This window comes from Pseudomonas sp. GLN_2 (assembly GCF_043106005.1).
Lineage (GTDB): Bacteria > Pseudomonadota > Gammaproteobacteria > Pseudomonadales > Pseudomonadaceae > Aquipseudomonas > Aquipseudomonas alloputida.
In genome coordinates this window covers 69,347-91,810 of the sequence record NZ_JBICMC010000022.1, presented here as the reverse complement: position 1 = coordinate 91,810, position 22,464 = coordinate 69,347, and the positions used below count along the sequence as shown (strand labels likewise).

Here is a 22,464-nt window from a genome sequence, read left to right as displayed (position 1 = left end):
CTTCAATGAAGCTACGCGGTCTGTACGCCATCACCGACAGCCAGCTGCTCGCCGGCCGTTTCCTGTCCCATGTCGAGGCGGCCCTGGAAGGCGGCGTGTGCCTTCTGCAGTACCGCGACAAGAGCGACGATGCAGCGCGCCGCCTGCGTGAAGCCGAAGGGCTGATGAAGCTCTGCGAGCGTTACGGCACCCAGTTGCTGATCAACGATGACGCCGAACTGGCCGCCCGCCTGGGTGTCGGCGTGCACCTGGGCCAGACCGACGGCCCGCTGACCCCGGCCCGCGCACTGCTCGGCCGTCAGGCAATCATCGGCTCCACCTGCCACGCCAGCCTCGAACTGGCCGCCCAGGCTGCCAGCGAAGGCGCCAGCTACGTGGCCTTTGGCCGCTTCTTCAATTCTGTCACCAAGCCGGGCGCGCCCGCTGCCAATTTCGGCCTGCTTGAGCAGGCCCGCGCCCAGGTGAAACTGCCGATCGCCGTGATCGGTGGCATCACCCTCGACAACGCCGCCCCGCTGGTCGCCCACGGTGCCGACCTGCTGGCGGTGATCCACGGCTTGTTCGGTGCCGACAGCGCGCAGGAAGTCACCCGCCGCGCCCGCGCCTTCAACGCCTTGTTCGCATCCTGATTCGAGAGATACTTCCATGTCCCGTTCCGAAGCCCTGTTCGCCCAAGCCCAGAAGCACATCCCTGGCGGTGTCAACTCGCCAGTCCGCGCTTTCAAGAGCGTTGGCGGCACGCCGCTGTTCTTCAAGCATGCCGAAGGCGCCTATGTCGTTGACGAGGACGACAAACGCTACGTCGACTACGTCGGCTCCTGGGGCCCGATGATTCTCGGCCACGGCCACCCGGACGTGCTGGACTCGGTACGCAGGCAGCTGGAGCACGGCCTGTCCTACGGCGCGCCGACCGCCATGGAAACCGAGATGGCCGACCTGGTCTGCTCGATCGTACCGTCGATGGAAATGGTGCGCATGGTCAGCTCGGGCACTGAAGCCACCATGAGTGCCATCCGCCTGGCCCGTGGCTACACTGGCCGTGATGCCATCATCAAGTTCGAAGGCTGCTACCACGGCCACTCCGACAGCCTGCTGGTAAAAGCCGGCTCCGGCTTGCTGACCCAAGGCGTGCCAAGCTCGGCAGGCGTGCCAGCGGACTTCGCCAAGCACACCCTGACCCTGCCGTTCAACGACATCGCCGCCGTCGAGAAGACCCTGGCCGACGTTGGCCAGACCGTGGCCTGCATCATCGTGGAGCCGGTGGCCGGCAACATGAACTGCGTACCACCGGCACCGGGTTTCCTCGAGGGCCTGCGCGAGCAATGCGACAAGCATGGCGTGGTGCTGATCTTCGACGAAGTGATGACCGGTTTCCGCGTCTCGCTCGGCGGCGCCCAGGGCCATTACGGCATCAAGCCGGACCTGTCGACCTTCGGCAAGATCGTCGGTGGCGGCATGCCGGTCGGCTGTTTCGGCGGCAAGCGTGAAATCATGGGCTGCATCGCCCCGCTCGGCCCGGTCTACCAGGCCGGCACCCTGTCGGGCAATCCGCTGGCCATGGCCGCCGGCCTGACCACCCTCAAGCTGATCAGCCGCCCAGGTTTCCACGCCGAGCTGACCGACTACACCAGCCGCATGCTTGACGGCCTGCAGCAACGCGCCGATGCCGCTGGCGTGCCATTCGTCACCACCCAGGCCGGGGCCATGTTCGGCCTGTACTTCAGCGGCGCCGACGATATCGTCACCTTCGAAGACGTGATGGCCAGCGATGCCGAGCGCTTCAAGCGCTTCTTCCACCTGATGCTCGACGGTGGTGTATACCTGGCACCGAGCGCATTCGAGGCGGGCTTCACCTCCATCGCCCATGGCGACAAGGAGCTGCAGATCACCCTGGATGCGGCTGAGAAAGCCTTTGCTGCCCTGAAGTGATGGCCAGCCTGTACCGGCCTCTTCGCGAGCAACCCCACGCCTACACTCATGAAAGCGACACCCCCTTGTAGGCGCGGGTTCACCCGCGAAGAGGCCGGCACAGGCAATAAATACGCACGCACAATCAGCTGACTTCCCCAACCAAGCAGAAATTCGAGTAAAACTTTGTAAGGTTGGCGCTGCTTATCCCATAATGTGCCACCAGAGACATTGGCCGCAGCTTTGCAGAGGTAAGTCGATCCCCATGAACCGCACCGGCCGCGCCCTGACCCTGGGCTGCCTGTTGCTTCTTCAGCCCCTGCTGGCCCTGGCGGAGGGCGGTAACTCGTTGCTGATTCCGGCGACGGGCCGCTGCACCTTGAACGTTCAGCCTGAAGACCTGGCAAACGCCCTCAAGGCCTGCGAGCAGACGGCGACTGCGGGGGATGCCCAGGCGCAATTCGAACTGGGCGAGTATTACTACACGCAAACGCCAAAAAACCTGGGCAAAGCCCTGGACTGGTTCCAGAAGGCATCGCTGCAAGGCCAAGCCGACGCCCAATACCGTCTGGGTGCCATGTTCTTCCATGGCGAAGGGGTCAAGGCCAACAACGTGCAGGCCTACATCCTGCTGAAAATGGCTGCGGTCAACGGCGCCGAAGATGCGCTGGACATGGCCGACGAAGTGACCGAGCAAATGCCCCGTGACGAACTGGAGCATGCCACCCAGGTGCTCGGCCAGATTTTCCGCAAGTACCTGCTCGAACTGCAGAACGCCGAAGGACGCACGCCGTTCTCGCCGCTTCCCTGAAGGTCACTTTTCCGGCATTGGCATCGGGAACGGCATCACATTGCCGCCGCCCTTGGCCTCGCTGATCTTCGCCGTGCCCAGGCGCTCCACCTCATCGATGCGCACAATCGAGTGCATCGGCACGAAACTGCGGACCACTCCGTCGAACTGGCTCTTGAGCTTCTCCTCACTCGGGTCCACTACCAGTTGCGACCGCTCTCCGAACACGAACTCCTCGATTTCCAGAAAACCCCACAGGTCACTCTGGTAGATCTGCTTGGCGTACATCTCGAAGACCTGACCCTGGTTCAGGAAGATCACTTTATAGATGGCGGGTTCGCGTTTGCTCATGTTCGGCCAGATAACACATGCGTAAGAAAAGGTGGGCATGATACCTGTTCTGGCCTGTTCACGGGTGAACCCGCGCCCACAGGATCCCCACCGTCCTTGCCGGAGCGGGTTGACCCGCGGGGAGGCCAGAACAGCCCGTACATACCGTTGAACGTTTCAGTGCTTTCGCCACTGCCATTCAAGGGTTATTCTTGAGTTCAACTCCATTGCCGTCGAGCGGCTAAAAACGACCTTGAACGCACCCATAGAACCCCATCGTTTCATCCTCGAACCCTTCGAGGCCCACCGTTTCGCCAACTTGTGCGGCCAGTTCGACGAGCACCTGCGCCTGATCGAACAGCGCCTGGCCATCGAGATCCGCAACCGCGGCAATCAGTTCGAACTGATCGGCGAACCCAGGACCACCTCCGCTGCCGAACAGCTGCTGCGCCGTCTCTATCGCGAGACCAAGGCCACCGACCTGTCACCGGAAACCGTGCACCTGTACCTGCAGGAATCGGCTGTCGAGAACATCGACAACCCGGCCGTCAACGAGGTCAGCGTGTCGCTGCGCACGCGCAAGGGCAATATCCGCCCGCGCGGGCTCAACCAGCAGCGCTACGTCAAGGAAATCCTGGCCAACGACATCAATTTCGGCATCGGCCCGGCCGGTACCGGCAAGACCTACCTGGCCGTAGCCTGCGCCGTGGACGCGCTGGAGCGCGAACAGGTGCGCCGCATCCTGCTGGTGCGCCCGGCGGTCGAGGCGGGTGAAAAGCTCGGTTTCCTGCCCGGCGACCTGGCACAGAAAATCGACCCGTACCTGCGCCCGCTTTACGACGCCCTGTACGAAATGCTCGGCTTCGAACACGTGGCCAAGCTGATCGAACGCCAGGTGATCGAAATCGCCCCTCTGGCCTATATGCGTGGCCGCACCCTGAACAACAGTTTCATCATCCTCGACGAAAGCCAGAACACCACGCTTGAGCAGATGAAGATGTTCCTGACCCGCATCGGCTTCGGCTCTACCGCGGTGATCACCGGTGACATCACCCAGGTCGACCTGCCCCGTGGCACCAAGTCGGGCCTGGCGCACGTCATCGAGGTGCTGAAGGACGTCCCGGGGATCAGCTTTACCCATTTCCAACCCAAGGATGTGGTTCGTCACCCACTGGTTCAGCGTATCGTCGAAGCCTACGACCGCTTCGAAGCCCGCCAGTCCAAGCCCGAGGCGCCCGGCAAAGATGCTTGAACTTGATATCCAACGGGCCACGGATGCTGCCACTCCAGAAGACGCCGCCTTGCGCCGCTGGTGTGAATTGGCGTTGCGCCAGCGCAGCGCCGACTCGGAAATGACCATTCGCCTGGTCGACGAAGCCGAAGGCCGCGAGCTGAACCACACCTACCGGCACAAGGACTACGCGACCAATGTGTTGTCGTTCCCGGCCGATGTGCCCGATGAGCTGCTCGATATCCCGCTGCTGGGCGACCTGGTGATCTGTGTAGCGGTGGTCGAGCGCGAAGCGGCCGAACAAGGCAAATCGCTGGAAGCGCACTGGGCGCATCTGGTCATCCACGGTTGCCTGCACTTGCTCGGCTATGACCACATCGAGGATGAGGAGGCCGAGGAAATGGAAAGCCTGGAACGGGAATTGCTGGCAGAACTGGGTCACCCTGACCCGTATGCCGATGATGAAACCGACTCAATCACACACTGATACACGAAGGATCACGAGAACCGCCATGAGCGAAGATCGATCGAGCAACGGGCAGAAGTCCTGGCTGGGTAAACTGACCCAGGCTTTTGCCCATGAGCCGAAAAACCGCCAGGAGCTGCTTGAGCTGCTGCGCGAAGCCCATCAGAACAAATTGCTGGACAGCGAAGCGCTGACCATCGTCGAAGGCGCCATTCAGGTCGCCGACCTGCAGGTTCGCGACATCATGGTGCCGCGCTCGCAGATGAACAGCATCAAGGCCGGCCAGTCGCCTCGCGAGTTCCTGCCGGCGGTGATCGACGCCGCGCACTCGCGCTACCCGGTAATCGGCGAAAGCCATGACGATGTGCTCGGGATCCTGCTCGCCAAAGACTTGCTGCCGTTGATCCTCAAGGAGAACGGCGACAGCTTCAACATCAAGGACCTGCTGCGCCCGGCCACCTTCGTACCCGAGTCCAAGCGCCTGAACGTGTTGCTGCGTGAATTCCGCGCCAACCACAACCACATGGCCATCGTCATCGACGAATATGGCGGCGTGGCGGGCCTGGTCACCATCGAGGACGTGCTGGAACAGATCGTCGGCGATATCGAAGACGAGCACGACGTCGAGGAAGACAGCTACATCAAACCACTGCCCAGCGGTGATTTCCTGGTCAAAGCGCTTACCCCGATCGAGAACTTCAACGAGTTCTTCGACAGCGAGTTCTCCGATGACGAGTTCGACACGGTCGGCGGCCTGGTGATGAGCGCCTTTGGCCACCTGCCCAAGCGCAACGAAACCACTGAGATCGGGTCTTACAAGTTCCGTATTCTCAACGCCGACAGCCGGCGGATACACTTGCTGCGCCTGACCCCGATCACCCGTTAAGGACAAACATGCGTTGGATCACCCGCCCCGGCTGGCCCGGTAACCTGCTGGCCCTGGCGGCCGGTGCTTCCACCCTCCTGGCCCTGGCGCCGTTCGACATCTGGCCGTTGGCGGTGTTGTCCATCGCGGTGCTCTACCTTGGCCTGCGCGAGCTCAGCCCGCGCCAGGCCATGTGGCGTGGCTGGTGGTTTGGGTTCGGCCTGTATGGCGCCGGCACCTGGTGGATCTACGTCAGCATGAACACCTACGGCGGCGCCTCGCCGCTGTTGGCAATCGTGTTGCTGCTGGCGTTCTTCGCCGCACTGGCCTGGTTCTTCGCCCTGCCCACCTGGCTATGGGCGCGCTGGCTACGCCGCAACGAAGCACCACTGGCCGACGCCCTGTGCTTCGCCGCCCTCTGGTTACTGCAAGAGGCCTTCCGCGGCTGGTTCCTGACCGGCTTCCCCTGGCTCTACGCCGGCTATAGCCAACTGGACGGCCCGTTGGCCGGCCTTGCGCCGCTGGGCGGGGTATGGCTGATTTCCTTCACCCTCGCCCTCACCGCCGCCCTGCTGTGCAACCTGCACCGCCTGCGCACCCGCCCCTCGTTCCTGGCCGTGGCCAGTGTGCTGTTGCTGGCCCCCTGGGGGCTGGGCCTGGCGCTCAAGGGCCATGCCTGGACCATTCCGGCAGGCGAGCCGCTGAAAGTGGCTGCGATCCAGGGCAACGTCGAGCAGGACCTGAAATGGGACCCCGCGCACATCGACGCGCAACTGGCGCTATACCGCGACCTGAGCTTCAGCTCCAGGCCGGTGGACCTGCTGGTGTGGCCGGAAACCGCCGTTCCGGTGCTCAAGGACCAGGCCCAGGGCTACATCGACGTGATGGGCCGCTTCGCTGCCGAGCGCCATTCGGCGCTGATCACGGGCGTACCGGTGCGTGAAGTAGTGCACCACCAGCGCCGCTACTACAACGGCATCACCGTCACTGGCGAAGGCGATGGCACCTACCTCAAGCAGAAGCTGGTGCCATTTGGCGAGTATGTGCCGCTGCAAGACGTGCTGCGTGGGGCCATCGAGTTCTTCAACCTGCCCATGTCCGACTTCGCCCGCGGCCCGGAAGACCAGCCGCTGCTGCAGGCCAAGGGCTACCAGATTGCCCCTTACATCTGCTACGAGGTGGTCTACCCCGAGTTCGCCGCCGGCCTGGCTGCGCGTAGCGACCTGCTGCTGACCATCAGCAACGACACCTGGTTCGGCAAATCGATCGGCCCCTTGCAGCACCTGCAGATGGCGCAGATGCGCGCGCTGGAAGCCGGCCGCTGGATGATCCGCGCCACCAACAACGGCGTGACCGCGCTGATCGACCCGTTTGGCCGCATTACCACGCAGATTCCGCAGTTCCAGCAGGCCGTGCTGTATGGCGAGGTGGTGCCGATGCAGCAGCTGACGCCTTACCTGCAATGGCGCTCATGGCCGCTGGCGATTGTCTGTGCATTGCTGCTGGGCTGGGCGTTGCTGGCAGGGCGTATTGCAAAAACCGTCTGATTGGCGATACGCGGCCACTGTAGGAGCGGGTTTACCCGCGAATACGGTAGTCGCGGCAACGGTGAACGGCGGGTGGAGATTGGCCGGCAGGGCAGGCCCTTTCGCGGGCAAGCCCGGTCCTACAGGGGATTATGTAAGCCGGTGAATCAGTAGAACACCCGATACCCCACCAACCCCACCACTTCATTAAGCAGTTGCCCGCTCTGCCACATCGCCCGGCTCTCTGGCAGCAGACCGCCAAACGGCCGCGCATGATCGCGCCCAAGGAACCCCACTGGCGCCGGCACCACCTCGAACCCCGCCTGTTCAAAACTCCAGCGTGAGCGCTGCATGTGCCAGGCCTGGGTCACCAGCACCACCCGGCGAAACCCCAAAGGCTGCAGCACCTTGGCCGTCAGCTGAGCATTTTCCCAGGTCGTGCGGCTGGCCTCTTCGCGCCATTTCACCTCGACAGCGAAATCTTCATGCAGGCGTTCCGCCATCAGCCTCGCCTCGCTGGGCGGCGTGCCGTAATGCAACCCACCACTGGTCAACACTGGCAGGCCCGAGGCCTTGGCCAGCCGCGCGGCAAAGCGCATACGTTCCAGTGCCGTGGCCGTGGGCTGGTCACTGCCACCCCAGGCCGGGTCCCCGCGCTCGCGCCCGGCGCCCAGCACCACAATGGCATCCGCCCGGTTCGCCAGGCCGGCCCAGTCGCTCACGGCCAGCGGCGGCTCACTTTCCAGCACTCGGGCGGTTTCCTGCACCACCAGCGGCAGGCTCATCAACCACAGGCCACCCAGCCCTACGCTAAAGCAAAGCGCCGCCAACCGTGGCCGCCGGGTTCGCAGCCACCATGCCGCAAGCAGCAGCAAGAACAGCACGCCCGGCGGCATCAGCCATTGTTTGATGAAGAATCGGATCGGCATCGGCCACACCTCCTTGGCAGGCGTGCAGCCTAGAAGGATCGACGCCGGTCAACAAGTGCGTACCGGCGTCGATCTTGAGTTGTGTAATAGTGAAGAACCGGCGCGCGATAGCCTGCGCCTGGCGTCCTGAACGGCTAGCGATGTGGCAGCGTCCTGGATCTCGCCGTACTGGCGGGGCGTTTCTTGTCCTTGAGCCAGATGATCTTGGCCGATGTCGGCTCCGCTTGTGGGTAACTGCCGACAGGGGCATTGTGGCGCTCCGGAAGGGATTCCAGATAGGCCTTGATCACTTCGAACTCTGCGTGGCTCAGGCCACGCAACTCAAGCTCAGCTGGCATCTCGTCGCGCAATCGCACCGAGGTCCTGGCCGTTTCCAGTGCCAGGCCAAGCCGGTCGATCAGGCGCTCGTAAAGCTCCGGTCTGATTGCGGGTAGCTGCGTCTCTCCCATCCGTTCACCTCATTGAAGGTAAGAATATCTCCCCCCACACCTGAGCTTAGCGTCGCTGCAAAAAGCAGCCGTGCGCCGCGACCAGCGGGCATTCGCAACGAAGGTTTCCCACGATGCGCGGCGCTGCTGTATGCTACGGCGTTCACTCTAAACGACACCGGAGTGCCGGACGCAGCGAGGTTCCGCTGCCTGGAACAAGGTCTCTTCTCTCTCAGCCAAAAGTAGCCATGCACGAACAATACACGCCCCGTGATATCGAAGCCGCCGCCCAGAAGTTCTGGGACGAGCAACAATCGTTCGCTGTTACCGAACAGCCAGGCAAAGACACCTACTATTGCCTATCGATGTTCCCGTACCCGAGCGGCAAGCTACACATGGGCCACGTGCGCAACTACACCATCGGTGACGTGATTGCCCGCTACCAGCGCATGCTGGGCAAGAACGTCCTGCAGCCGATGGGCTGGGACGCTTTCGGCATGCCCGCGGAAAACGCGGCGATGAAAAACAACGTCGCCCCGGCCAAGTGGACGTACGAAAACATCGACTACATGAAGACCCAGCTCAAGAGCCTGGGCCTGGCCATCGACTGGGCACGTGAAGTCACTACCTGCAAACCCGACTACTACCGTTGGGAGCAGTGGCTGTTCACCCGCCTGTTCGAAAAAGGCATCATCTACCGCAAGAACGGTACCGTGAACTGGGACCCGGCGGACCAGACCGTACTGGCCAACGAACAAGTCATCGACGGCCGTGGCTGGCGTTCGGGCGCGCTGATCGAGAAGCGCGAAATCCCGATGTACTACTTCCGCATCACCGATTACGCCGACGAGCTGCTGGAGAGCCTCGACGAGCTGCCGGGCTGGCCTGAGCAGGTCAAAACCATGCAGCGCAACTGGATCGGCAAATCGCGCGGCATGGAAGTCCAGTTCCCGTACGACCAGGCCAGCATCGGCCACGAAGGCACCCTCAAGGTCTTCACCACCCGTCCGGACACGCTGATGGGCGCCACCTACGTCGCCGTCGCCGCCGAGCACCCGCTGGCCACCCAGGCTGCGCAGGGCAACCCGGCGCTGCAGGCGTTCATCGATGAGTGCAAGAGCGGCAGCGTTGCCGAAGCCGACATGGCCACCCAGGAGAAGAAAGGCATGGCCACTTCCCTGCTGGTCGAGCACCCGCTGACTGGCGAGAAGCTGCCAGTATGGGTCGCCAACTACGTGCTGATGCACTACGGTGATGGCGCGGTCATGGCCGTGCCGGCCCACGACGAGCGCGACTTCGAGTTCGCCCACAAGTACAACCTGCCGGTCAAGGCCGTGGTGCGCACCAGCGCTGGCGATGAAGTCGGCAGCGAGTGGCAGGCCGCCTATGGCGAGCACGGCCAGCTGATCAACTCCGCCGAGTTCGACGGCCTGGACTTTGCTGGCGCCTTCGACGCCATCGAAGCGGCCCTGATCCGCAAGGAACTGGGTAAATCGCGTACCCAGTTCCGCCTGCGCGACTGGGGTATCAGCCGCCAGCGCTACTGGGGCTGCCCGATCCCGATCATCCACTGCCCGTCCTGCGGCGACGTCCCGGTGCCGGAAGACCAGCTGCCGGTCACCCTGCCGGAGAACGTGGTGCCGGACGGCGCCGGTTCGCCACTGGCGCGCATGCCTGAATTCTACGAATGCAGCTGCCCGAAATGCGGTGCTGCGGCCAAGCGCGAAACCGACACCATGGACACCTTCGTCGAGTCTTCCTGGTACTTCGCCCGCTACGCCTCGCCAAACTACGACAAAGGCCTGGTCGACCCCAAAGCCGCCAACCACTGGCTGCCGGTAGATCAGTACATCGGCGGTATCGAACACGCGATCCTGCACCTGCTGTACGCGCGCTTCTTCCACAAGCTGATGCGTGACGAAGGCCTGGTCACCTCGAACGAGCCATTCAAGAACCTGCTGACTCAGGGCATGGTGGTCGCCGAAACCTACTACCGCGTTGCCAGCAACGGCGGCAAGGACTGGTTCAATCCGGCCGATGTCGAAATCGAGCGTGATGCCAAAGCCAAGATCATTGGCGCCCGCCTGAAGACCGACGGCCTGCCGGTGGAAATCGGTGGCACCGAGAAGATGTCGAAGTCGAAAAACAACGGCGTCGACCCGCAGTCCATGATCGAAGCCTACGGTGCCGACACCTGCCGCCTGTTCATGATGTTCGCCTCGCCGCCCGACATGAGCCTGGAATGGTCCGACTCCGGCGTCGAAGGTGCCAGCCGCTTCCTGCGCCGTGTCTGGCGCCTGGCTCAGGCTCACGTCAGCCGGGGCCTGCCAGGCAAGCTGGATGTTGCCGCCCTGGACGACGCGCAAAAGGTCATCCGCCGCGCCATTCATGCGGCCATCAAGCAGGCCAGCACCGATGTGGGCCAGTTCCACAAGTTCAATACCGCCATCGCCCAGGTGATGACCGTGATGAACGTGCTGGAAAAGGCCCCGCAAGCCACCGAACAGGACCGCGCCCTGCTGCAGGAAGGCCTGGAAGCCGTCACCCTGCTGTTGGCGCCGATCACTCCGCACATCTCTCACGCGCTGTGGCAGCACCTTGGCCACGCAGGCTCGGTGATCGATGCCGCCTGGCCAAGCGTCGACGAACAGGCGCTGGTGCAGGACTCCATTACCTTGGTGGTTCAGGTCAACGGTAAACTGCGCGGCCAGGTCGAGATGCCTGCCGCTGCCAGCCGCGAAGAAGTCGAAGCCGCTGCCCGCAGCAACGAGAATGTCCTGCGCTTCATCGATGGCCTGACCATCCGCAAGGTCATCGTGGTACCGGGCAAGCTGGTCAACATCGTCGCCAACTGATGAAAACGCCCACGCGCATTGGCTGCGGGTGGGCGGAACAGGCCCAAAAGGGAGCAACAACATGATCAAACGCAATTTGCTGGTAATCGGCCTGGCGGTCATGCTCAGCGCCTGCGGTTTCCAGCTGCGCGGCACCGGCGCCACCGAGCTGAGCGTAAAGGAAATGGACGTCAGCGCGCGCAATGCCTATGGCCCGACCGTGCTCCAGCTGCGTGAAGTGCTGGAACGTAGCGGCGTCAACGTGCACGCCGGCGCACCGTATCGCCTGGTGCTGACCAACGAACAGGAGCGCGAGCGCTCGGCGACCTACAACAGCGGCAACCGTACCGCCGAGTACGAGCTGACCACCAAGCTGGACTACAGCATTCTGGGCCTGAACAACCTGGAGCTGATGAGCGACAAGCTGGAGGTGCGCAAGGTCTACGTGCGTGACGGCTCGAACATCACCGGCTCCGAGCAGGAAGCCAAACGCGCCCGCGAAGAAATGCGCCGCGACCTGGTCAACGCCATGGTCGTACGTTTGCAAATGCTGTCCCCATCCCAGCTGGATGAGCTGCAGCGTAAAGCCGACGAGCGCGCCAAAGCCGAAGCTGCCGCGCTGGAGGCTGCCCGCCGCCAGCAAGCCGAGACGCCTCAGCAATCGCCACTGGAAGTACCGGGCAACTAAGCCCGCGAGGGGCGCCCTCGGGCGCCCCACCTGTTCCCCATGAAACTTGCCCCCGCCCAACTCAACAAGCACCTGCAAGGCGCCTTGGCACCGGTCTACGTGGTCAGCGGCGACGATCCGCTGCTGTGCCAGGAAGCCGCCGACGCCATCCGCAATGCCGCGCGTCAGCAAGGTTTCGATGAACGCCAGGTATTCAGTGCCGACGCCAACTTCGACTGGGGCACCCTGCTCCAGGCCGGTGCAAGCCTGTCACTGTTCGCCCAGCGCCGCCTGCTGGAGCTGCGCCTGCCATCGGGCAAGCCCGGTGACAAGGGTGCCGCTGCGCTGATGGAATACTGCGCCAACCCCGCCGAAGATACGCTGCTGCTGATCAGCCTGCCCAAGCTCGACAGCAGTGCGCAGAAGACCAAGTGGGGCAAGGCATTGATCGAAGGCGCCCATTGCCAGTTCATCCAGATCTGGCCGGTGGATGTGCACCAACTCCCGCAGTGGATCAACCAGCGTCTGCAACAGGCCGGCCTGTCAGCCCAGCGTGATGCCATCGACCTGATTGCCGCGCGCGTGGAAGGCAACCTGCTGGCAGCCGCGCAGGAAATCGAAAAACTCAAGCTACTGGCCGAAGGCAGCCAGATCACCGTGGAAACCGTGCAGGCTGCCGTCGCCGACAGCGCCCGCTTCGATGTCTTCGGCCTGGTCGATGCTATCCTCAACGGCGAGGCTGCGCATGCCCTGCGTATGCTCGAAGGCTTGCGCGGTGAAGGTGTGGAGCCGCCAGTCATCCTCTGGGCCTTGGCCCGTGAGCTGCGCCAACTGGCGGGGCTAGCCCAGCAGTTCAGCCAAGGCGTGCCATTGGACAAAGCGTTCAGCCAGGCCCGCCCGCCCATCTGGGACAAACGCCGACCGCTGGTCAGCAAGGCCCTGCAGCGCCTCTCGGCGCAACGCTGGGCGCAACTGCTGCAGGATGCCCAGCGAATCGATGCGCAGATCAAAGGGCAGGCTGAAGGTTCGCCGTGGATTGGCCTGGCGCGGCTGTCGCTGTTGATGGCTGGCCAGCGCCTGACCCTCCCTCCCGAGTAACCGCACCCACTGGTAGGAGCGGGTTTACCCGCGAAGAGGCCGGACCTGCCGGACAATCTCCACCCGCCGTTCACCGTTGCCGCCGCCACCGTATTCGCGGGTAAACCCGCTCCTACACCTAGGCACCAGCGCCTCGACCATATACACAATCAATTGGCCCCCATCCCTCGGGGAGCCTACAGTGCGCCCGAAACTCACCCAACCCGGGAAGCCCACCATGAGCAAAAAGCCGAAAAAGCACGGCCCCAACAAGGCCAAGTCCATCGTTGCCCAGCCACTGTTCCGCTGCCGCCAGGAACAACCGAACAAGGGCAAAGGCAGCTACCGCCGCGAAGCCTTCCAATCGAGAGATTGGGAGGCTTCCTACTTTTTGGCTGCATGAAAGCATCGCAAGCGCAGGCATGGTATGGTCGTCACCTGACCTGCAACTCTGGATCTGTGCATGCTCTTCCGTCTTATCCCCCGCTGGGAAACCCGCCAGCTGATCGCGGCCTCCAGCTTCATTCTGCTCGTGGCCTGTGCGGAAAAGCCCACCGCCGCCGACGCGCTGCCGCTGGCCCCTGCCCAACCCAATCCCGTGGTGACCGTGCCCGGCGCAACGCCCGACGTCAGCACTGACATCCAGCCCCTGCAAACCTTCGCCCAATGGCAAGCGGGCTTCCGCGAGCAGGCACTGCAAGCCGGCATTTCGCCGAGCACCTTCGACCGTGCCTTCCTCGGTGTCACCCCCGACCTGGACGTGATCAAGGCAGACCGAAGCCAGCCAGAGTTCACCCGCCCGGTGTGGGAATACCTCGAAGGCGCCCTGTCGCCCCTGCGTGTGCGCAACGGCAAAAAGCTGCTGGAGCAGAACGCCGAGCTGCTGACTCGCCTTGAGCAACGCTATGGCGTGGACCGCCAGGTGCTGGTCGCGGTGTGGGGCATGGAAAGCAACTTCGGCCAGTTCCAGGGCAGCAAGTCGGTGATCCGCTCGCTGGCCACTTTGGCCTATGAGGGCCGCCGCCCACAGTTCGCCCAGGACCAGCTGATTGCCGCGCTGCAGATCATCCAGCATGGTGACATCCAGCCTGAAGCCATGCGTGGCTCGTGGGCCGGTGCCATGGGCCAGACCCAGTTCATCCCGACCACCTACAACACCCATGCCGTGGACTTCGACGGCGATGGCCGCCGCGACATCTGGAACAGCACACCAGACGCCCTGGCCTCAACAGCGCACTACCTGCAGAGTTCGGGCTGGAAACGCGGCCAACCGTGGGGCTTCGAGGTACAGGTGCCGGCGGGCTTCGACTTCTGGCAGGCCGATGGTGCACTGCGCAAACCGGTGAGTGAATGGCTGGCGATGGGCGTGAAACTGCCAGCGGGTACCCAGCTGCCGGCAGGTAGCAACCAGCTGTCTGCCGCCCTGCTGCTGCCGGCCGGTGCACGCGGCCCGGCGTTCCTGGTGCTGGACAACTTCCGCGCCATCCTCAAGTACAACAACTCGTCGTCCTATGCCCTGGCGGTGAGCCTGCTCGGGGATCGGTTCAGCGGCTGGGGCTTCATTGCCGGCAGCTGGCCGAAAGAGGACCTGCCGCTCAGTCGCAGCGAGCGCATGGAGTTGCAGAACTTGCTGAACAGCCGCGGGCATGATGCAGGTAATGCCGATGGCATTATCGGGGCCAATACCCGCAAGGCAATCCGCAATGCCCAGCAAGGGCTGGGATGGCCGGCGGATGGCTACCCGACCCATAAGCTGCTTGAGAGCCTGCGGCAGCAGTGAGCATTTCGGGGCCGCAGCGCGGCCCCGGTAATCTCACGCCCTGAACAGATCCTGCTCCAGCACCAGTGTTTGCTGAACACTGTCCAGCCTCACCCGAGCCCCCAGGGGCAAGCAGACATTCGGGTCACAGTGCCCGCTGCGCCAACCCGCCAGCACCGGCACACCCAACGGTGCAAACGTATCCTCCAGCAACGGCGTCAGCGCCGCTGTGGTAATCCCGGCAAAGTCGCCCACCAACACGCCTTTGATCCCCTCCAGCTTGCCTGCCAGGCGTAACTGGGTCAGCAGCCGATCCACCCTGTACAACGGCTCGTTGACGTCCTCGATGAACAGGATGCAGCCCTGGGTATCCAGCTCGGCAAGGGTGCCCATGGTCGCCCCCAGCATCGACAGGTTGCCACCCAGCAGCGGTCCGCTGGCCACCCCCGGCAGCACGCAGTCCAATGCGAAGCCCGCCGGGTGCGCGACCTGCTCGCCTGCCCTCACATGCCCACCCAGTTGCGCCAGCAACGACGACTCGGTCGGTGGCAACTTGGCCCCCAACAGGTCGGCATTGAGCATCCCCCCATGGAAGGTCAGCAGCCCGGCATGCCGGTAGATCGCCGTATGCAACGCGGTGATGTCGCTGTAGCCGATCAGCGGCTTAGGGTTGCGTCGGACCAGTTCAAAGTCGAGCTGGTCAAGCAGGCGCATGCTGCCGTAGCCCCCACGCATGCACAGGATGGCGTCCATGGCCGGATCGGCAAACGCTGCATGCAAGTCCTGCAGGCGCTGCTGGTCCGGCCCCGCCAGGTAGCCCTGCGCCTGCAGGGCACCCGGGTAGATACGGCACCGGTAGCCGCGGTCAACGAACCACTGGCTGACCTTCTGCGCATCAAGCCGCGCCGCGCCCGCCGGGGCGACAATGGCAAAACATGCGTTGGCCGGCAGCGCGGCTGGCAGGGTGGGTTGGAAGGTTTTGGCGCAATACATCGCGACTCCTTGCAGCGCATGGGACACAAACAAAAATGCCGATGCCGCCCTTGGGCGCGCATCGGCATCTGTGGCTCTGCTCTAGGCTAGCGCATAGCTCAGAGCTTGATCTTGGCTTCGTGGGCCTGCTGGTCGGCGTGGTACGAAGAACGCACCAGCGGGCCAGAAGCAACGTTCTTGAAGCCCATCTTGTAACCTTCCTCGGCGAACCAGGCAAAGGTGTCCGGGTGAACGAAACGCTGCACCGGCAAGTGGCTACGCGACGGCTGCAGGTACTGGCCAAGGGTGAGCATGTCGATGTCATGCTCGCGCATGCGATGCATCACTTCGATCACTTCCTCGTCGGTTTCGCCCAGGCCGAGCATCAGGCCCGACTTGGTCGGTACGTGTGGCACCAGCTGCTTGAATTTCTGCAGCAAGTCCAGCGACCAGTCATAGTCCGAGCCCGGGCGCGCGGCCTTGTACAGGCGCGGTACGGTCTCGAGGTTGTGGTTGAACACATCCGGTGGCTCTTGCGCGGTGATTTCCAGGGCAACGTCCATACGGCCACGGTAGTCCGGCACCAAGGTCTCCAACTGCACGCCCGGCGACAGCGCGCGGATTTCCCGGATGCAGTCAGCAAAGTGCTGGGCACCGCCGTCACGCAGGTCGTCGCGGTCCACCGAGGTGATCACCACATACTTCAGGCGCAGGTCGGCAATGGCAACCGCCAGGTTTTTCGGCTCGTCCAGATCCAGCGGCTTCGGTCGGCCATGGCCAACGTCGCAGAACGGGCAACGACGGGTGCAGATATCACCCATGATCATGAAGGTGGCGGTACCACCCGAGAAGCACTCGCCCAGGTTCGGGCAGGAGGCCTCTTCGCACACGCTGTGCAGTTTGTGCTTGCGCAGCAGTTGTTTGATGCGGTCTACCTCGGGCGACACCGGGATACGCACGCGAATCCAGTCGGGCTTCTTTGGCAGCTCATCGGTAGGGATGATCTTCACCGGGATGCGCGCGACTTTGTCGGCACCACGCAGCTTGACCCCAGCTTCCACCTTCTTCGGCGCTGGGCGCGGGGTGGCATCCTGGGTAGGTATCAGGTTCGGCACGGCTTCTTGCACAGTTGTCATATTCAGTCGATTCCGCCCGTGAGGGTCGTCTGCTCAGCGTAGTCGAGGTGCTTGACCAGCTGTCCGCGCAGCCTTGTCCTGACCTCGTCGAGTTCGATCGGACCTGCCAGGTCGCGCAGCTGGGTCATCGCCAGCCCCGCATAGCCGCAGGGGTTGATTCGGCGGAATGGCGCAAGGTCCATGTCCACGTTCAGGGCAAGGCCGTGAAACGAACGGCCGTTGCGAATTCGCAGGCCGAGGGAGGCGATTTTCGCTCCGTCGACATAGACACCCGGGGCATCGGGCTTGGCAGACGCCTGAACAGCATAGCTGGCGAGCAGGTCGATGAGGGCCAGCTCGATACGGCTGACCAGCTCACGCACGCCAAAGCCCAGCCGGCGCACATCCAGCAGCAGGTAGGCCACCAGCTGCCCGGGGCCATGGTAAGTGACCTGGCCGCCGCGGTCGGTCTGCACCACCGGGATGTCGCCCGGCACCAGCAGGTGCTCGGCCTTGCCGGCCTGCCCCTGGGTGAAGACCGCAGGGTGCTCGACCAGCCAGATTTCATCCTGGCTGTCCGGGCTGCGCTGCTCGGTAAAACGACGCATGGCCTCCAGCACCGGTTCATAGGGCTGCAGGCCAAGCTCGCGAAAACCGAGGCAGGCGGACATCAAAGCACCATTTTCACGATGCCGGTAGCGCGCAGGGCGCTGTTGATATCGTGCAACTGGTTCTCGCTTTCGGCAACGATGTGCAATTGCACGGTGGTGTACTTGCCTTCCTTGCTCTGGCGTTCGGCCAGGGTGGAAAGGTCGACTTTGGCGTGCTTGCTGAGAATCTCGATGACCGTGTCCTTGAAACCGACAACGGTGTCACCGATGACCTTGATCGGGTAATCGTCGCAAGGGAATTCGATCTTGTGCGACTTGACGTCTGGTTCGCTCATGGCGGAAACGGCCTCGTAAGCCGTGGCAACAACAACACCCCCGCGGTATGCGCGGGGGCATGCAGGTCACGTATCAGTTGAACAACCCGTAGAAGAATAGACGGATGCTATCCCACATACGGCGGAAGAAACCACCTTCCTCGACGCCATCAAGGGCAATCAGGTCGGCGCTGTGAACCACTTTCTCGTCCAGTTTGACTTCCACTTTGCCGATCACGTCACCTTTGGCGATCGGTGCGGTGAGCTGCGGGTTCATGGTCATCGAAGCCTGCAGGCGCTTCAATTGGCCTTTAGGCATAGTCATGGTCAGGTCGTCAGCCAGGCCAGCCTTGATCTGGCTGGTAGCGCCCTTCCAGACCGGGGCCTGGGTCAGCTCGGTGCCCTTCTGGTAGAAGGTCTGGGTTTCGAAGAAGCGGAAACCGTAGGTCAGCAGTTTCTGGGTTTCGGCAGCACGCGATTGTTCGCTGTTGGTACCGAACACCACGGCGATCAGGCGCTGGCCGTCACGAACGGCCGACGCCACCATGCAGTAGCCGGCTTCGTCGGTGTGACCGGTTTTCAGGCCATCGACGGTCTTGTCACGCCACAGCAGCAGGTTGCGGTTAGGCTGCTTGATGTTGTTCCAGAAGAACTCTTTCTGCGAGTAGATGGCGTAGTGGGCCGGGTCGACGTTGATGATCGCACGGGCCAGGGTTGCCATGTCGTGCGCCGACGAGTAGTGCTCGGGGTTCGGCAGGCCGGTCGGGTTCATGAAGTGGCTGTTGGTCATGCCCAGGTCGGCAGCCGTCTTGTTCATCATGTCGGCAAAGGCGTCTTCGCTGCCGGCGATGTGCTCGGCCAAGGCGACCGAGGCGTCGTTACCGGACTGGATGATGATGCCGTGCAGCAGGTCGCTGACCGTGACCTGGCTGCCAACCTTGATGAACATGCGCGAACCGCCGGTACGCCATGCGTTTTCGCTGACGGTAACCGGGTCGCTTTCACCGATCTGGCCGCGGCGGATGTCCAGGGTGGCGATGTAGGCGGTCATCAGCTTGGTCAGGCTGGCTGGCGGCAGGCGCTCGTCACCGTTGTTCTCGACCAGCACGTTGCCGCTGGACGCGTCCATGAGTACGTAGGACTTGGCTGCCAGTTGCGGAGGCGCAGGCGTCATCTGCTCCGCCGCGAAGGCGGCAGGCGTGATCAGCAGCAGTACAGGCAGGCAAAGTCGTTTGGCAAGGTTGGTGATGTTCATCCGTCTCTCGAAAATCGCTAATGGTCTGAGATGTTCCCTGGGCAAGATCATGTGCCCAGCGCCAGTCAGTCTAGTTTTATGGCCGTTGGCCTGGCCCGCGAACGTGCGGCTTTATGTCGCTGCGGGCAAAAGCGGTCATTGTACATGGCCGCGACCCGCAATTCATGACAAAACCGATAGTTTGGTGTTGCCGTCTTCGCAGGCGCGCCCGCCCCCACAGTCAGTCTGCTGTGACCAGCTTTGCCTGCCCCAAGTTCGCCAGGCGAATGCTGTCCTGTGCTTGCTGGATCTCGCCCTGGCTGCCGATCGGCCCCAGACGCACGCGGTGCAGGGTCTGCTGGTTGCGTACGATCGAGCTGATGAACACGGGTGCATTGACCATGGTGCTGAGCTTGGCGCGCAGCAACTCGGCAGCGTCCGGGTTGGCGAACGCGCCTACCTGCAAGAAACTGCCACCGCTACCGCCGGGCACGTTGTTGCCACCCACCTGGACGGGTACCACGGGCGCGGCGTGCTGCTGTGGCGGCGGGGTCCATTGCTCGACACGCCCGGTACTGGCCGGTATTGCCTGGGTCTGGGCCACTTGCGGCTCTTTCAGCACCATAGGTGGGGTCTGGCCACGCTGGGCCCACCACTGCTGCGGGTCGATGCCCTCGACGCGCACGTGCGCGGTACCGATCTCGGCATAACCGAGCTTTTTGGCCGCAGCGTAGGACAAATCGATGATGCGGTCGGAATAGAACGGGCCACGGTCGTTGACCCGCAGGATCACGCTGCGGTTATTGGCGAGGTTGGTCACCTTGACGTAGGCCGGCAGAGGCAGGGTCTTGTGAGCCGCGCTCATGCCATACAGGTCGTACAGTTCGCCATTGGCGGTGTTCTGCCCATGGAACTTGGTGCCGTACCACGACGCCGTACCCTCGGCGCGGTAGTTGCGCGAGTCCTGCATCGGGTAGTAGGTCTTGCCAAGCACCGTGTACGGGTTGGCCTTGTAGTTACCGGTGTGCACGGTCGGGGTGGCATCGGGGATCTTGTTCACATCCACGTCCCACCACGGTGCGCCGTCCTTGTGCGCCCGGTTGATGTCCAGGCCCGGCTGGCTGCGCACGACGTTACCACTGCTTTTCGGGGCCGGGCGGTTGGAAGAGCAGCTGGCCAGCGCCACACCGACGGCGAGGCAGGTGAGCAGCTTGAAAGCGTTGCCAGAGATGATTGCGCGCATTACTTGACGCCCCGTACTTGAACCAGCTGTTCCGCAAGCTGATGTACCGCCATGGCATACATCACGCTGCGGTTGTAGCGAGTGATCGCGTAGAAGTTCTTCAGGCCCATCCAGTACTCGGGGCCGCTCTCGCCCTCGAGACGGAAGGCGGTAACCGGCAGATCATCGCGCAGCGAATCATGAACCGACCAGCCAAGCGTACGCAACTCCCCCACCGTTTTCACCGGCTCGATGCCGGTGGTCAGGCCTTCGTCGGCGCGCATGCCTTCCACCCAGGCGCGGCTGACCACACCCTCGCCGGCCACCCAGCCATGGCGCTTGAAGTAGCTGGCCACACTGCCGATGGCATCGTCAGGGTTGTTCCAGATATTGATGTGGCCGTCCCCGTCGAAGTCCACCGCGTAGTTGCGGAAGCTGCTTGGCATGAACTGCGGCAGCCCCATGGCGCCAGCGTACGAGCCCTTGAGCGTCAAGGGGTCGAGCTGCTCATCCCGGGCCAGCAGCAGGAACTCACGCAGCTCCTTGCGGAAGAACTCGGCCCGTGGCGGGTAGTCGAAGCCCAGCGTCGACAGGGCGTCGATCACCCGGTAGTTGCCGGTATTGCGGCCAAAAAAGGTTTCCACGCCGATGATCGCGACAATGTACTGCGCAGGTACGCCGTACTCCTGCTCGGCACGTGCCAATACAGCCTCGTGCTGACGCCAGAAATCCACACCGCGAGCGATACGTGCATCGGTGATGAACATCGGCCGATAGTCCTTCCACGGTTTGACCCGCTCGGCCGGGCGCGATATGGCGTCGAGGATCGACTGCTTGCGCTGTACCTCACGGAACACACCCATCAGTTGCTCAGGCGCAAAACCATAGTCGCGGCTCATTTCGCCAACGAACGCGGCTACCTGGGGCGAGCCGTCGTATTCGCCGGCATGGGCCAGCTGTACAGCGCCGAACAGGCCCACCGCACCGATCCAAGGCGCACAACGGGCAGCCCAGTTACGCACTGCTTGCATGAAATTGTTCACCTTATTCAAACCTGCGCGATCCATTTGCGGTGCGTATGGATCGACATCAAAACGCCAAACGCTGACAGCAGCGTCACCAACGATGTTCCGCCATAGCTGATGAAAGGTAGCGGCACGCCCACCACGGGCAGAAGGCCACTTACCATTCCGATATTGACGAACACGTATACAAAAAAAGTCATGGTCAGGCTGCCCGCAAGCAGCTTGCCGAACAGGGTCTGCGCCTGGGCGGTGATCACCAGACCACGGCCGATCAGCAGCAGGTAGACAATCAGCAGCAGGCAGATGCCAACCAGGCCGAACTCCTCGCCGAGCACGGCGATGATGAAGTCGGTGTGGCTTTCCGGCAAAAAGTCCAGGTGCGACTGCGTGCCCAGCAGCCAGCCTTTGCCAAATACCCCACCCGAGCCGATCGCCGCCTTGGACTGGATGATGTTCCAACCGGTGCCCAACGGGTCGCTTTCAGGGTCGAGGAAGGTCAATACCCGCTGCTTCTGGTAGTCGTGCATGACGAAGAACCACATGGCCACCGCGACGGGCACGGCTGCCGCCAGCACGCTGAGGATCCAGCGCCAGCGCAAGCCGCCCATGAACAGCACGAAGGCACCGGAGGCCAGGATCAGCAGCGCAGTCCCCAGGTCAGGCTGACGTACGATCAGCATGAACGGCACGCCGATCAGCACCAGGCTGATCGCCACGTGCTTCAAATGGGGCGGCAAGGTGCGCTTGGACAGGTACCAGGCGATGGTCGCCGGCATGATGATCTTCATGAATTCCGAGGGCTGGAAGCGGATCACCCCCGGAATGTTGATCCAGCGCGTGGCACCCATGGCGTTGTGGCCCATCACGTCCACCACTACTAGCAACAGCACCCCGGCCAGGTAGGCCAGCGGCACCCAACGCGCCATGAAGCGCGGCTCCAGCTGGGCGATGACGAACATCGACACCAGACCGATGCCAAACGAGGTGGCTTGCTTGAGCAGCAGGTCCCAGTTCTTGCCACTGGCCGAATACAGTACGAACAGGCTGCCGGCCGCAAGGGTCAGCAGAATGATCAGCAAGGGGCCGTCGATATGAATGCGTTGCAGAAAGCTCGCACGCCGACGCATCACATCCTCGCTGGAGAGCATGCGATCGAAATTG

The 22,464-nt window shown here is 63.0% G+C and carries 23 protein-coding genes; 12 read left to right on the top strand and 11 right to left on the bottom strand.

Annotation, left to right across the window (positions count from 1 at the left end):
* Positions 1-5: 5 nt before the first annotated feature.
* The 3 genes from thiE (at position 6) to ACF8Q6_RS06450 (ending at position 2,719) form a co-directional block, all read left to right on the top strand.
* Positions 6-629, top strand: a complete 624-nt coding sequence (gene thiE / locus ACF8Q6_RS06460) for a thiamine phosphate synthase (RefSeq protein WP_392489457.1) — start codon at positions 6-8, stop codon at positions 627-629.
* A 16-nt stretch (positions 630-645) separates the two neighbouring features.
* A complete protein-coding gene (hemL, locus tag ACF8Q6_RS06455) occupies positions 646-1,929 on the top strand; it encodes a glutamate-1-semialdehyde 2,1-aminomutase (RefSeq protein WP_392489458.1) in 1,284 nt (427 codons plus the stop codon).
* A 244-nt stretch (positions 1,930-2,173) separates the two neighbouring features.
* Entirely contained in the window at positions 2,174-2,719 is a 546-nt protein-coding gene (locus tag ACF8Q6_RS06450) for a tetratricopeptide repeat protein (RefSeq protein WP_004576914.1), read from the top strand.
* 3 nt (positions 2,720-2,722) lie between these two features.
* Here the strand turns inward: ACF8Q6_RS06450 and ACF8Q6_RS06445 are convergent, their stop codons facing one another.
* Positions 2,723-3,049, bottom strand: a complete 327-nt coding sequence (locus ACF8Q6_RS06445) for a DUF1820 family protein (RefSeq protein WP_003249769.1) — start codon at positions 3,047-3,049, stop codon at positions 2,723-2,725.
* 232 nt (positions 3,050-3,281) lie between these two features.
* Between ACF8Q6_RS06445 and ACF8Q6_RS06440 the strand changes: the two genes are divergently transcribed.
* Genes ACF8Q6_RS06440 through lnt form a run of 4 tightly spaced genes read left to right on the top strand, consistent with a single transcriptional unit; the run spans position 3,282 to position 7,137 of the window.
* Positions 3,282-4,280 (top strand): PhoH family protein, encoded by a 999-nt coding sequence (locus tag ACF8Q6_RS06440; protein ID WP_004576915.1) that lies wholly within the window; start codon positions 3,282-3,284, stop codon positions 4,278-4,280.
* Positions 4,273-4,746: an rRNA maturation RNase YbeY gene (ybeY, locus tag ACF8Q6_RS06435; protein WP_003249763.1), complete on the top strand. Its 474-nt coding sequence runs from the start codon at positions 4,273-4,275 to the stop codon at positions 4,744-4,746. Before ACF8Q6_RS06440 ends, ybeY begins: the two co-directional genes overlap by 8 nt.
* Positions 4,747-4,771: 25 nt before the next feature.
* Positions 4,772-5,611 (top strand): HlyC/CorC family transporter, encoded by an 840-nt coding sequence (locus ACF8Q6_RS06430; protein ID WP_003249762.1) that lies wholly within the window; start codon positions 4,772-4,774, stop codon positions 5,609-5,611.
* Between the two features lie 8 nt (positions 5,612-5,619).
* Positions 5,620-7,137 (top strand): apolipoprotein N-acyltransferase, encoded by a 1,518-nt coding sequence (lnt, locus tag ACF8Q6_RS06425; RefSeq protein WP_012053800.1) that lies wholly within the window; start codon positions 5,620-5,622, stop codon positions 7,135-7,137.
* 146 nt (positions 7,138-7,283) lie between these two features.
* Here the strand turns inward: lnt and ACF8Q6_RS06420 are convergent, their stop codons facing one another.
* Both ACF8Q6_RS06420 and ACF8Q6_RS06415 read right to left on the bottom strand, forming a co-directional pair.
* Positions 7,284-8,045 carry a YdcF family protein gene (locus ACF8Q6_RS06420; RefSeq protein WP_392490504.1) on the bottom strand — a complete coding sequence of 254 codons (762 nt, stop codon included), beginning with the start codon at positions 8,043-8,045 and terminating at the stop codon, positions 7,284-7,286.
* 134 nt (positions 8,046-8,179) lie between these two features.
* Positions 8,180-8,494: a hypothetical protein gene (locus ACF8Q6_RS06415; RefSeq protein WP_010955411.1), complete on the bottom strand. Its 315-nt coding sequence runs from the start codon at positions 8,492-8,494 to the stop codon at positions 8,180-8,182.
* 227 nt (positions 8,495-8,721) lie between these two features.
* Here ACF8Q6_RS06415 and leuS point away from each other — a divergent pair, with 227 nt between their 5' ends.
* From leuS to ACF8Q6_RS06390, 5 genes are all read left to right on the top strand, one after another.
* Positions 8,722-11,328 carry a leucine--tRNA ligase gene (gene leuS, locus ACF8Q6_RS06410; RefSeq protein WP_392498506.1) on the top strand — a complete coding sequence of 869 codons (2,607 nt, stop codon included), beginning with the start codon at positions 8,722-8,724 and terminating at the stop codon, positions 11,326-11,328.
* A gap of 61 nt (positions 11,329-11,389) precedes the next feature.
* Positions 11,390-11,995, top strand: coding sequence for an LPS assembly lipoprotein LptE (gene lptE / locus ACF8Q6_RS06405; protein ID WP_185279943.1), 606 nt, complete (start codon positions 11,390-11,392; stop codon positions 11,993-11,995).
* Between the two features lie 39 nt (positions 11,996-12,034).
* Complete coding sequence (holA, locus tag ACF8Q6_RS06400; RefSeq protein WP_392493974.1) at positions 12,035-13,072, top strand: DNA polymerase III subunit delta; 1,038 nt, start codon at positions 12,035-12,037, stop codon at positions 13,070-13,072.
* Positions 13,073-13,289: 217 nt separating this feature from the next.
* Positions 13,290-13,454 carry an alternative ribosome rescue factor ArfA gene (arfA, locus tag ACF8Q6_RS06395; RefSeq protein ID WP_003249747.1) on the top strand — a complete coding sequence of 55 codons (165 nt, stop codon included), beginning with the start codon at positions 13,290-13,292 and terminating at the stop codon, positions 13,452-13,454.
* Between the two features lie 60 nt (positions 13,455-13,514).
* Entirely contained in the window at positions 13,515-14,831 is a 1,317-nt protein-coding gene (locus tag ACF8Q6_RS06390) for a lytic murein transglycosylase (protein WP_014592532.1), read from the top strand.
* A gap of 33 nt (positions 14,832-14,864) precedes the next feature.
* Here the strand turns inward: ACF8Q6_RS06390 and ACF8Q6_RS06385 are convergent, their stop codons facing one another.
* From ACF8Q6_RS06385 to rodA, 8 genes are all read right to left on the bottom strand, one after another.
* Positions 14,865-15,803: an LD-carboxypeptidase gene (locus tag ACF8Q6_RS06385; protein ID WP_392492707.1), complete on the bottom strand. Its 939-nt coding sequence runs from the start codon at positions 15,801-15,803 to the stop codon at positions 14,865-14,867.
* Positions 15,804-15,901: 98 nt separating this feature from the next.
* On the bottom strand, positions 15,902-16,918 hold the full coding sequence (gene lipA / locus ACF8Q6_RS06380) for a lipoyl synthase (protein ID WP_003249742.1): 1,017 nt from the start codon (positions 16,916-16,918) through the stop codon (positions 15,902-15,904).
* Between the two features lie 2 nt (positions 16,919-16,920).
* Entirely contained in the window at positions 16,921-17,568 is a 648-nt protein-coding gene (gene lipB / locus ACF8Q6_RS06375) for a lipoyl(octanoyl) transferase LipB (RefSeq protein WP_003249738.1), read from the bottom strand.
* Complete coding sequence (locus ACF8Q6_RS06370; protein ID WP_003249736.1) at positions 17,568-17,843, bottom strand: DUF493 domain-containing protein; 276 nt, start codon at positions 17,841-17,843, stop codon at positions 17,568-17,570. Before ACF8Q6_RS06370 ends, lipB begins: the two co-directional genes overlap by 1 nt.
* 73 nt (positions 17,844-17,916) lie before the next feature.
* A complete protein-coding gene (locus tag ACF8Q6_RS06365) occupies positions 17,917-19,077 on the bottom strand; it encodes a D-alanyl-D-alanine carboxypeptidase family protein (protein ID WP_003249733.1) in 1,161 nt (386 codons plus the stop codon).
* A 220-nt stretch (positions 19,078-19,297) separates the two neighbouring features.
* Entirely contained in the window at positions 19,298-20,299 is a 1,002-nt protein-coding gene (locus ACF8Q6_RS06360) for a septal ring lytic transglycosylase RlpA family protein (protein ID WP_003249731.1), read from the bottom strand.
* Positions 20,299-21,309, bottom strand: coding sequence for a lytic murein transglycosylase B (gene mltB, locus ACF8Q6_RS06355; protein ID WP_003249729.1), 1,011 nt, complete (start codon positions 21,307-21,309; stop codon positions 20,299-20,301). The genes ACF8Q6_RS06360 and mltB overlap by 1 nt, the downstream gene beginning before the upstream one ends.
* A 17-nt stretch (positions 21,310-21,326) precedes the next feature.
* The gene (rodA, locus tag ACF8Q6_RS06350) at positions 21,327-22,430 is read right to left on the bottom strand and encodes a rod shape-determining protein RodA (RefSeq protein ID WP_003249727.1); all 1,104 of its coding nucleotides are present in this window, start codon (positions 22,428-22,430) and stop codon (positions 21,327-21,329) included.
* Positions 22,431-22,464: the final 34 nt, after the last annotated feature.